6 protein-coding genes and 1 pseudogene are annotated in these 11,421 nt (G+C 70.3%); 6 read left to right on the forward strand and 1 reads right to left on the reverse strand.

The genetic code is table 11. The features are described from left to right. Positions 1 to 157: 157 nt before the first annotated feature. The gene (locus tag ABZ887_RS40155) at positions 158 to 1,159 is read right to left on the reverse strand and encodes an aldo/keto reductase (RefSeq protein ID WP_361301437.1); all 1,002 of its coding nucleotides are present in this window, start codon (positions 1,157 to 1,159) and stop codon (positions 158 to 160) included. Between the two features lie 74 nt (positions 1,160 to 1,233). On the opposite strand from ABZ887_RS40155, the gene ABZ887_RS40160 reads away from it, so the two are divergent. The 6 genes and pseudogenes from ABZ887_RS40160 to serA all read left to right on the forward strand — a co-directional run bounded on the left by ABZ887_RS40160 (position 1,234) and on the right by serA (position 11,295). Beyond that, entirely contained in the window at positions 1,234 to 2,184 is a 951-nt protein-coding gene (locus ABZ887_RS40160; protein WP_361301440.1) for a 2-hydroxyacid dehydrogenase, read from the forward strand. Between the two features lie 405 nt (positions 2,185 to 2,589). Continuing rightward, positions 2,590 to 5,656, forward strand: a pseudogene (locus tag ABZ887_RS40165) (EAL domain-containing protein). 243 nt (positions 5,657 to 5,899) lie between these two features. Next, a complete protein-coding gene (locus tag ABZ887_RS40170) occupies positions 5,900 to 7,765 on the forward strand; it encodes an acetolactate synthase large subunit (RefSeq protein ID WP_361301443.1) in 1,866 nt (621 codons plus the stop codon). Between the two features lie 45 nt (positions 7,766 to 7,810). Next, complete coding sequence (gene ilvN / locus ABZ887_RS40175) at positions 7,811 to 8,335, forward strand: acetolactate synthase small subunit (protein ID WP_361301446.1); 525 nt, start codon at positions 7,811 to 7,813, stop codon at positions 8,333 to 8,335. Positions 8,336 to 8,476: 141 nt separating this feature from the next. Continuing rightward, entirely contained in the window at positions 8,477 to 9,475 is a 999-nt protein-coding gene (ilvC, locus tag ABZ887_RS40180; protein WP_361301449.1) for a ketol-acid reductoisomerase, read from the forward strand. A gap of 230 nt (positions 9,476 to 9,705) precedes the next feature. After that, the gene (gene serA, locus ABZ887_RS40185) at positions 9,706 to 11,295 is read left to right on the forward strand and encodes a phosphoglycerate dehydrogenase (protein WP_361301452.1); all 1,590 of its coding nucleotides are present in this window, start codon (positions 9,706 to 9,708) and stop codon (positions 11,293 to 11,295) included. Positions 11,296 to 11,421: the final 126 nt, after the last annotated feature.

The following is an 11,421-nucleotide window of genomic DNA, read 5'->3' on the forward strand; positions in this document are numbered from 1 at the left end:
CCGGCCGACGTTAGTGCAGCGCGCCCCAAAGGGGCGCGGGGCTGCCGGGCGGGCCATGATGCGAACGCCCGCCGACAGCGCCCCGTAAGGGGCGCGGGGAACTGCGCGACCAGCCCCAACGGCGCCGCACCGAACCAGTCACCGCCTCCACAACCGCTCAATCCCACGACCCCCGGGCGGCAGGCAGCCCGCCCAGCTCCGCCAGATCCCCCGCGGTCAGCCGGACGTCCGCCGAAGCGGCGTTCTCGGCCACCCACCGCCCCTGCTTCGTCCCCGGCACCGGCACCACATGCGGCCCCTGCGCCAGCACCCACGCCAGCGCCACCTGAGCCGCGGTGACACCGTCGTCCCCCTGCCGGCCCGCAACCCTCCGCAGCCCCGCCACGATCGGCTGGTTCGCCGCCATCATCTCCGCGGTGAACCGAGGATGCCGCGCCCGCAGGTCGTCCGATTCGAAACCCTCACCCGGCGTGAGCGTCCCGGTCAGGAAGCCGTTGCCGAGCGGCATCGCCGCGAGGAACCCCACGCCCCGCGCCGCGCACCACGGCAGCAGCGCCTCCAGCGCCTCGGGCGACCACACCGACAGCTCCGCCTGCACCGCGCTCACCGGAAACACCTGCTGCACCCGCTGAAGCTGACGCAGGGTCGCGTCATGCAGTCGCGCGCCGAACCTGCGCCCCCCGCGCGCCCCCACGGCGCACAACCCCAGCGCCCGCACCTTCCCCGCCTGCACCAGTTCCGCCATCGCGCCCCAGGTCTCCTCGACGGGAACCTCGGGGTCGGCGCGGTGCAGCTGGTAGAGGTCTATGACGTCGGTCTGGAGCCTGCGCAGCGACGCGTCGCACGCCCGCTTCACATAGCCGGGCCTGCCGTTCGCCACGATGTGCTGGTCGCCCACCAGCAGGCCCACCTTCGTCGACACGAAGGCCTCCGCACGCCGCTCCCTGAGCACCCGCCCCAGCAGCAGCTCATTGGTGAACGGGCCGTACATGTCGGCCGTGTCAAGGAGTGTCACGCCCAAATCCAGGGCTCCGTGCACCGTTCTCAGAGACTCGTCACCCCGCTGCCGCGACCCGCTGTACGCCCAGCTCATCGGCATGCACCCGAGTCCGACGGCCCCCACCGAGAGCGCCCCCGCACCGATCGTCCTGCGCTCCACCAGCCCGCGAACCTCCTTCTCCGGCCCCCAACCTAACCCGCAAGCCCGCATGCCTCTGACATAGCCTCCTGACCATGACCTCCGACGTGTGGCTCCCCATCCCGCCGACCGAGTTCCAGGGGCTCCCAGAAGGCCTCAATTACCTCTTCTGGGACGGCGACCAGGACTTTCCCGGTGATCCCGCCGACTGTGCCGTGTACGTCGTCCCCTACATGAAGCGGCAGAACGTCAAGGTGCGGCCGCTGGCGGGGATGCGGAACGTCCGGCTGATCCAGACCCTCACCGCCGGGGTCGACGACATGATCGCCGCCATCGACCTCATCCCGCCCGGCGTGCCGTTGTGCAACGCGCGCGGGGTGCACGAGGCGAGCACCGCCGAGCTCGCCCTTGCCCTCACGCTGGCGTCCCTGCGCGGCATCCCCGGGTTCGTGCGCGCCCAGCAGCGGGAGCAGTGGCAGAGCGGCTTCCACCCGGCCCTCGCCGACAAGTCCGTCCTCATCGTCGGCTACGGCGCCATCGGCGCGGCCATCGAGGACCGGCTCGTGCCCTTCGAGGTTGCGCGGGTGGCGCGCGTCGCGCGCTCCGGGCGCGCCTCGGCGCGCGGTCCCGTGCTTCCGCTCACCGAACTGCCGCATCTGCTTACGGAAGCCGATGTCGTCATCCTTTCCACGCCCCTCACGGACACCACGCGTGGCCTGGTCAACGCGGAGTTCCTCGCGCGGATGAAGGACGGCGCACTGCTCGTGAACATCGCGCGCGGGGCCGTCGTGGACACCAAGGCCCTGCTCGCCGAACTGGAGAGCGGCCGCCTCACCGCCGCCCTGGACGTCACCGACCCCGAGCCGCTGCCGGCCGGACACCCCTTGTGGCAGGCGCCGGGCGTGCTGATCAGCCCTCATGTCGGCGGCCCCACCTCGGCCTTCCTGCCGCGCGCCAAGCGCGTCGTCATCCAGCAGCTGAACCGTTTCGTGAACCGGGAGCCCCTGCGAAACGTGATTTTGACGACGGGATCCACCGACAACTGACCATCGCGGCAATACGCGTGTAATCCGCTTCCGGTACGGTCCGCAACCTTCCGGGCGCGGTGCGTGCGCGCATAGCCGCTGGTCGTCACGGAGCGTAGAGAAGCTATGTCCCTGAGTGACGAGACTGGTGTATCGTCCCGGAAGGGGCTGCGCCGCGCACCGTTCGGCGCCGGGGATGGACATTTCAGATTTGTGAGGGGGGCGACGGGCGATGCACGGCCTATGGACGAACGATCCGACGCGGCGGAGCCGCCGGCGGCGACCCTGGCGCACAGCTGCGCGCAGACGCGGCCACCACACCAGCCATCACCACCACCACCGCAGGCACAGCGGCCGCAGGAGGCACGCGCACCCGGCGCACCGGGACCCGAGGGACCCGGGAGCCGCACGGACCGGGAGGGTCCGGTGAGCGCGCCGACGCCTGTGACGACCACACTCCCCGGAGCGCTGCGGGCACAGCCTCCGGCGGGGATGCCGCACCCCCGGCCGCCGGTCACCGGCGGCGGGACCGGCGTGGTCCGCCAACTCGTCCTGGCCCTGATCTGCGCGGGATACGCCGTCGGTTCCGCGTTCGACTGGGGCTCGAACCAGATCGCCCTGTTCATGGGCGACTTCGGTCTGACCGCGGCCGCCGGCACCGCCGCCGTGTCGTGCTTCCTCTACGCCCGCTCCCCGCGGGTCCGCTTTCGACCTGCCTGGCTGCTGTTCGCCCTCTCCTCGGCGATGGCCGCCCTGGGCAACGCGGTCTGGGGGTGGTACGAGGTCGTGCTGCAGCGGCCCGTGCCCAGCCCCAGCTACGCCGACCTGTTCTTCCTGTGCTTCGCGCCGCCCGCCATCGTCGGCCTGCTGGTACTGGCCAAGCGGCCGGTGACCAAGGCCGGCTGGATCTGCCTGGCGCTGGACGCCTGGCTGATCGGCGGCTCGCTGCTCACCCTGTCGTGGAGCCTCGCGCTCGCCCAAGCCGCCCGGTTCGACGGGCCCAGCGTCGCGCACACCGCGCTCTCGCTGGCGTACCCGCTGCTGGACATCGCCCTGGTGAGCATGGTGCTCGCGCTGCACTTCCGGCGCTCGCCGGGCAACCGCACCGCGGTGAACACCGCGATCGGCGCCCTCGCCCTGACCGTGATGTGCGACGCCCTGTTCACCTCGCCGCTGCTGCACAGCAGTTACCGCTCCGGCCAGCTGCTGGACGCGGGCTGGTTCGCCGGCTCGCTGCTGCTCGCGTACGCCCCCTGGGCCGCACCCCGGGCGCCGGGCGCGCAGGATCCCGACGGGCACACGCGCGTGGTCCACGAGCACGTGCCCGGCGGCCGGGCAGCGGCGCCCAAACAACCGCCCGCGCCCGCCCCGGGAGGCGACCACAGCCGGTACCCGGCGGGCCGGCCGATCACCGGCTCGCTGGCCGCGCTCACCCCGTACCTGGCCGCCGCCGTGTGCACCCTGGGCATCCTCTACAACGTCCTCAACGGCCGCAGTCCGGACCACGTCGTCCTGATCACCGCGGGCTGTGTGGTCCTCGCCCTCGTCGTGCGGCAGGGCATCATGCTGCTCGACAACATCACCCTCACCCAGGAACTGGCGCAGCAGGAGAACCACTTCCGCTCCCTGGTGCAGGGCTCCAGCGACGTCATCATGATCGCCGCACCCAACGGCATCCTCCGGTACGTCTCCCCGGCCGCCGCCGGGGTCTACGGACGCCCGGCCGAGGACATCGTGGGCTCGGAACTGGCCAACCTCATCCACCCGGAGGACCTGGGCTGCGTGGTGCACGAGGTGCGCCGCTTCCTCGCCGCCAGCTCCCAGGAGGAACCCACCACCCGCATCGAGTGCCGGTTCCGGTCCGGCGAGGGCGGCTGGCTCAACGTCGAGTCCACCGTCAACCGCCACCACGGCGGCCTCATCTTCAACAGCCGGGACGTGACCGAAAGAGTGCGCCTGCAGGCGCAGCTCCAGCACAATGCCGAGCACGACCCGCTCACCGACCTGCCCAACCGCGCCCTGTTCACCCGGCGCGTCCAGCAGGCCCTGTCCGGCCGCCGCTCCTCCGACCGGGGCCCGGCCCTGCGGAACACGGCGGTGCTCTTCATCGACCTGGACGGGTTCAAGGCCGTCAACGACACGATCGGGCACCAGGCCGGGGACGAACTGCTCGTCCAGGCCGCGCGCAGACTCCAGGGCACGGTCCGCCACGGCGACACCGCGTCCCGGCTGGGCGGCGACGAGTTCGCGGCGCTGATCGTGGGCGACGGCACCCGTGACCGCAGTGCCCGGGAGCGGCACATCCTGGAGCTCGCCGACCGCCTCAGGACGACCCTCTCCCAGCCGTACGCCATTGACGGCAACGATGTCCGTGTCAACGCGTCCATCGGTGTCGCCTTCGCCGAACCGGGCCTCGGCGCCGGTGAGCTGCTGCGCAACGCCGACCTGGCGATGTACCGCGCCAAGTCGGCCGGAAAGGGCCGCGTCAAGCTGTACAAGCCGCAGATGCAGCAGGACGTCGTACGCAAGGCGGAACTGGCCACCCGGCTGCGGGCCGCCCTGCACGACGGCGAGTTCGCGCTGCTGCACCAGCCCGTGGTGTGCCTGGAGAACGGCCGGATCGAATCGGTCTCCGCACAGGCGCGCTGGCGCTCCTCGCAGGGGGTGCTGTTCACACCGGCCGAGTTCCTGCGGGTCGCCGAGGACAGCGACAAGACCGCCGAGCTGGACCGCTGGATCCTCCAGGAGGCGGTCGAGCAGGCCGCCGAGCGGGCCGCGGGCGGGCTGGTGGTGCCGGTCGCCGTCCGGATGTCGGCCCGGCGGCTGCTGGACCGGTCCTCGCCGCTCGGCTCCCTGGAGGCCCTGCTCACCCGGCACGCGCTGCCCTCGGGGGCGCTGGTCCTGGAGCTGTCCGACACCGATCCCCGGGTCCCGCTGGACGAGCTGGAGCGGCGGCTGACCACGCTCAGCCGGCACGGTGTCCGGATCGCGCTGGACGGCTTCGGCAGCGGCTACGCGGCGATCACGGCCCTGCGGAAGCTCCCCGTGGACGTGCTCAAGCTCGACCGCGGTCTGGTGGAGGGGGTCGTCGAGTCGGCCCGGCTGCACAAGATCACCAGCGGGCTGCTGCGGATCGCCTGCGATCTCGGCCTCCAGTCGGTGGCCGAGGGCGTGGACCTCCCCGAGCAGGTCACGGCGCTCCGCGCGATGGGCTGCACGCACGGGATGGGCATGGCCTTCTCCGGCCCGGTGGACGAGTACCGGCTGCGCCGGGCGCTCGGTTCCGGCCACTATCCGGTCCCACACGCCCCGGCGGCCGAGCCGGCGTTCGCGGGCACAGCGAGAGAGCCGGAGGGAGCACCCCGGAGGTGAACGAGCCATGAAAAGGTGCGCGGGGGTGTACACCAGTGGTGTGCCTGCCGGTGTACCCGTCGTGCTCGGAGGCGGTAGTGCCCTTCGCTCACATAATGAGACTCCCGTCCCACCCACTTGACACGTGGTGCGCGTCGGAGGGAGGGTCAGTCCCATGCGCACCCGAATTCTCGTACTTGGACAGCGCGTCGGCTGAGCTGGGACCCACCGGAGGACGATCCGGAACCCCCAGCGACCACACCGGCGCGCTCCCCTCGCTTGCCTTTTGGCACGAGGGGTTTTTTGTTGCACCAGCACCAGACGTACGGCAGCGAAAATCCGTACGAACCTCGCAAAAACCCTCAGCATCGAGAAGAGAATGCCGATGACCGAGCAGGCCACCGGGGCCCACCATCCGCAGCCGCGGCCCCGTTCCGGAGGACAGCAGTCCGCCCCCGTCGAGCACGTCACGGGTGCGAAGTCCCTCATCCGCTCGCTTGAGGAGGTCGGCGCCGACACGGTATTCGGTATCCCCGGTGGCACGATCCTGCCGGCCTACGACCCGCTGATGGACTCCACCCGGGTGCGCCACGTCCTGTGCCGGCACGAACAGGGCGCCGGGCACGCGGCCACCGGCTACGCGCAGGCCACCGGCAAGGTCGGGGTCTGCATGGCGACGTCGGGCCCGGGTGCGACCAATCTGGTGACCCCGATCGCGGACGCCAACATGGACTCGGTGCCGCTCGTGGCGATCACCGGCCAGGTGGTCTCGGCCGCGATCGGTACGGACGCCTTCCAGGAGGCGGACATCGTCGGCATCACCATGCCGATCACCAAGCACAGTTTCCTGGTCACCAAGGCCGAGGACATTCCGCGGATCATCGCGCAGGCGTTCCACATCGCCTCCACCGGCCGTCCCGGCCCGGTGCTCGTGGACATCCCCAAGGACATCCTCCAGGCGAAGACCACCTTCTCCTGGCCGCCGGTCATGGACCTGCCCGGCTACCGCCCGGTGACCAAGCCGCACGCCAAGCAGATCCGCGAGGCCGCGAAGCTGATCACTTCCGCGAAGCGGCCGGTCCTCTACGTCGGTGGCGGTGTCATCAAGGCGCGCGCCACCGCCGAGCTCAAGGTTCTCGCCGAGCTCACCGGAGCGCCCGTCACCACCACCCTGATGGCGCTCGGCGCGTTCCCCGACAGCCACCCGCTGCACGTGGGAATGCCGGGCATGCACGGTGCGGTCACCGCCGTCACCGCGCTGCAGAAGGCCGACCTGATCGTCGCCCTCGGAGCCCGCTTCGACGACCGCGTCACCGGCAAGCTGGACAGCTTCGCCCCCTACGCGAAGATCGTCCACGCCGACATCGACCCCGCGGAGATCGGCAAGAACCGTGCCGCCGACGTGCCGATCGTCGGCGACGCCCGCGAGGTCATCGCCGACCTGATCCAGGCGGTGCAGAAGGAGCACAGCGAGGGCCAGCCGGGCGAGGCCGCCCGGTCACGGTATGCAGCCTGGTGGAAGGACCTCAACCGCTGGCGCGAGACCTACCCGCTGGGCTACGACCTGCCCGACAACGGGTCGCTCTCCCCGCAGCAGGTCATCGAGCGCATCGGGCAGCTCGCCCCCGAGGGCACGATCTTCACGGCGGGCGTCGGCCAGCACCAGATGTGGGCCGCGCACTACGTGCAGTACGAGAAGCCCGCCACCTGGCTGAACTCCGGCGGCGCCGGAACCATGGGCTACGCGGTCCCGGCCGCCATGGGCGCCAAGGCCGGCCAGCCGGGCAGGACCGTCTGGGCGATCGACGGCGACGGCTGCTTCCAGATGACCAACCAGGAACTGACGACCTGTGCCCTGAACAACATCCCGATCAAGGTCGCCATCATCAACAACGGCGCCCTCGGGATGGTCCGCCAGTGGCAGACCCTCTTCTACAACCAGCGGTACTCCAACACGGTCCTGCACTCCGGTCCCGACGACGTCAACCCGGACGCCCGCGGTACCCGGGTCCCCGACTTCGTCAAGCTGTCGGAGGCCATGGGCTGCTACTCCATCCGGTGCGAGTCCCCGGACGACCTCGACAAGGTCATCGAAGAGGCGAACTCCGTCAACGACCGCCCGGTGGTCATCGACTTCATCGTCCACGAGGACGCCATGGTGTGGCCGATGGTCGCCGCCGGCACCTCCAACGACGAGATCCTGGCCGCCCGGGACGTCCGCCCCGACTTCGGCGACAACGAAGACGACTGAGCGAGAGCCGTCAAGACAGACGTCAAGAGAGAGACGCAGAAAACAATGTCCAAGCACACGCTCTCCGTCCTGGTGGAGAACAAGCCGGGCATCCTCGCCCGGATCGCCGCCCTGTTCTCCCGCCGCGGCTTCAACATCGACTCGCTCGCCGTCGGGGTCACCGAGCACGCCGACATCTCCCGCATCACGATCGTGGTGAGCGTCGAGGCGCTGCCGCTGGAGCAGGTCACCAAGCAGCTCAACAAGCTCGTCGAGGTGCTCAAGATCGTCGAACTGGAGCCGGGTTCGGCCGTTCAGCGGGAACTCGTTCTGGTGAAGGTGCGCGCCGACAACGAGACGCGCTCCCAGATCGTCGAGATCGTCCAGCTGTTCCGCGCCAAGACCGTCGACGTCTCCCCGGAGGCCGTCACCATCGAGGCCACCGGCAGCAGCGAGAAGCTGACCGCCATGCTCAAGATGCTGGAGCCGTTCGGCGTCAAGGAGCTGGTGCAGTCCGGCACCATCGCGATCGGACGCGGGGCCCGTTCGATCACCGACCGGTCGCTGCGCGCCCTCGACCGATCTGCGTAAGGCTTGAGCAAGGCTTGATACGGGCGGCCGACGGTCGTTCCCGGCGCGCCGGCCGCCCGTATACCGAGACCCCGAAACTTCCGTTCCGCCCGCCGTCATACGGTGGGACGCAACACCTGCACACCAAGGAGAGAACCCAAAGTGGCCGAGCTGTTCTACGACGCCGACGCCGACCTGTCCATCATCCAGGGCCGCAAGGTCGCGGTCATCGGCTACGGCAGCCAGGGTCACGCCCACGCCCTGTCGCTGCGCGACTCGGGTGTCGACGTGCGTGTCGGTCTGCACGAGGGCTCCAAGTCCAAGGCGAAGGCCGAGGAGCAGGGCCTGCGCGTGGTGACCCCGGCCGAGGCCGCCGCCGAGGCCGACGTCATCATGATCCTGGTCCCGGACCCGATCCAGGCCCAGGTCTACGAGGAGTCCATCGCCCCGAACCTGAACGACGGCGACGCGCTGTTCTTCGGCCACGGCCTGAACATCCGCTTCGGCTTCATCAAGCCCCCGGCCGGCGTCGACGTCTGCATGGTCGCCCCCAAGGGCCCGGGCCACCTGGTGCGCCGCCAGTACGAGGAGGGCCGCGGCGTGCCCTGCATCGTGGCCGTCGAGCAGGACGCCACCGGCAACGGCTTCGCGCTGGCGCTGTCGTACGCGAAGGGCATCGGCGGCACCCGCGCCGGCGTCATCAAGACGACCTTCACCGAGGAGACCGAGACCGACCTGTTCGGCGAGCAGGCCGTCCTCTGCGGCGGTACCGCCGCCCTGGTCAAGGCCGGTTTCGAGACCCTGGTCGAGGCCGGCTACCAGCCGGAGATCGCCTACTTCGAGTGCCTCCACGAGCTGAAGCTCATCGTCGACCTGATGTACGAGGGCGGCCTGGAGAAGATGCGCTGGTCGGTCTCCGAGACCGCCGAGTGGGGCGACTACGTCACCGGCCCGCGGATCATCACCGACGCCACCAAGGCCGAGATGAAGCAGATCCTCGCCGAGATCCAGGACGGCACCTTCGCCAACAACTGGATGGACGAGTACCACGGCGGTCTGAAGAAGTACAACGAGTACAAGAAGCAGGACTCCGAGCACCTGCTGGAGACCACCGGCAAGCAGCTGCGCAAGCTGATGTCCTGGGTGAACGAAGACGCGTAAGCCCCAGGTGACAGGGCCGGGGCGAGCCGCCCCGGCCCTGTTGTCCGCCCCGTCGAATCTCGGACGGGTGATCCTTCCGCAGAGGCGCAGGACGCCCTCCGCCACGGCACTACACTGCCGTACTACATACGCGTCAGGCCCACAGCGTCGTGCGTCTCCACGCGGCTAGCCAACCTCCACCGCCTGCGGCCGTCGGGACGGCCGTCCGCATTGGACCTGTGAGGACTCACGTGAGCTCGAAACCTGTCGTACTCATCGCTGAAGAGCTGTCGCCCGCCACCGTCGACGCGCTGGGCCCGGACTTCGAGATCCGGCACACCAACGGAGCAGACCGGGCCGAGCTGCTCCCCGCCATCGCCGACGTGGACGCGATCCTGATCCGCTCCGCCACCAAGGTCGACGCCGAGGCCATCGCCGCGGCCAAGAAGCTGAAGGTCGTCGCTCGAGCCGGCGTCGGCCTGGACAACGTCGACGTCTCCGCCGCCACCAAGGCCGGCGTGATGGTCGTCAACGCCCCGACCTCCAACATCGTGACCGCCGCCGAACTGGCCTGCGGTCTGCTGGTCTCCACCGCCCGCCACATCCCGCAGGCCAACTCCGCGCTGAAGAACGGCGAGTGGAAGCGCAGCAAGTACACCGGCGTCGAGCTCGCCGAGAAGACCCTCGGTGTCGTCGGCCTCGGCCGCATCGGCGCCCTGGTCGCGCAGCGCATGTCCGCCTTCGGCATGAAGGTCGTCGCGTACGACCCCTACATCCAGCCCGCCCGCGCCGCCCAGATGGGCGTCAAGGTGCTGTCCCTGGACGAGCTGCTCGAGGTCGCCGACTTCATCACCGTGCACCTCCCGAAGACCCCCGAGACGGTCGGCCTGATCGGCGACGAGGCGCTGCGCAAGGTCAAGCCGTCGGTGCGGATCGTCAACGCCGCGCGCGGTGGCATCGTCGACGAGGAGGCGTTGTACGCGGCGCTCAAGGAGGGCCGGGTCGCCGGCGCCGGCCTCGACGTGTACTCCAAGGAGCCGTGCACCGACTCCCCGCTCTTCGAGCTCGACCAGGTCGTCTGCACCCCGCACCTCGGCGCCTCCACCGACGAGGCCCAGGAGAAGGCGGGCATCGCGGTCGCCCGGTCCGTCCGCCTCGCCCTCGCCGGCGAGCTGGTCCCGGACGCGGTCAACGTCCAGGGCGGGGTCATCGCCGAGGACGTCAAGCCGGGCCTGCCCCTCGCCGAGCGCCTCGGCCGCATCTTCACCGCGCTCGCCGGTGAGGTCGCGGTCCGCCTCGACGTCGAGGTCTACGGCGAGATCACCCAGCACGACGTGAAGGTGCTGGAGCTGTCCGCGCTCAAGGGCGTCTTCGAGGACGTCGTCGACGAGACGGTGTCGTACGTCAACGCCCCGCTGTTCGCGCAGGAGCGCGGCGTCGAGGTCCGGCTGACGACCAGCTCGGAGTCGGCCGACCACCGCAACGTCGTCACCGTGCGCGGCACCCTCGGCAGCGGCGAGGAGGTCTCGGTCTCCGGCACGCTGTCCGGCCCGAAGAACCTCCAGAAGATCGTCGCGGTCGGCGACTACGACGTCGACCTCGCGATCGCCGACCACCTGCTGGTGCTGCGGTACGAGGACCGGCCGGGTGTCGTCGGCACCGTCGGCCGCATCCTGGGGGAGGCCGGCATCAACATCGCCGGTATGCAGGTGTCCCGTGCGGCGGCGGGCGGCGAGGCGCTCGCCGTTCTCACCGTCGACGACACGGTTGCCTCCGGCGTGCTGGCCGAGGTCGAGGCGGAGATCGGGGCCACGTCGGCTCGTTCGGTGAACCTCGTGTAGCAGCAACTTCTGCGAACGGCGGGGGGGGGGGGGGGCCCCCCCCCCCCCCCCCGGGGACAGTAAGGGGAAAAACCCCGCCGCCCCCCCGGGGCCCCCACACGAAAAACCAAACAAAGGAAAACAAGC

The organism is Streptomyces sp. NPDC047061, assembly GCF_040643955.1.
Taxonomy (GTDB): domain Bacteria; phylum Actinomycetota; class Actinomycetes; order Streptomycetales; family Streptomycetaceae; genus Streptomyces.

Bases quoted from the DNA above. Each gene is read 5' to 3' on its own strand.
- ABZ887_RS40160 (WP_361301440.1), top strand. From the start codon at position 1,234: ATGACCTCCGACGTGTGGCTCCCCATCCCGCCGACCGAGTTCCAGGGG.
- ilvN (WP_361301446.1), top strand. From the start codon at position 7,811: ATGTCCAAGCACACGCTCTCCGTCCTGGTGGAGAACAAGCCGGGCATC.
- ABZ887_RS40170 (WP_361301443.1), top strand. From the start codon at position 5,900: ATGACCGAGCAGGCCACCGGGGCCCACCATCCGCAGCCGCGGCCCCGT.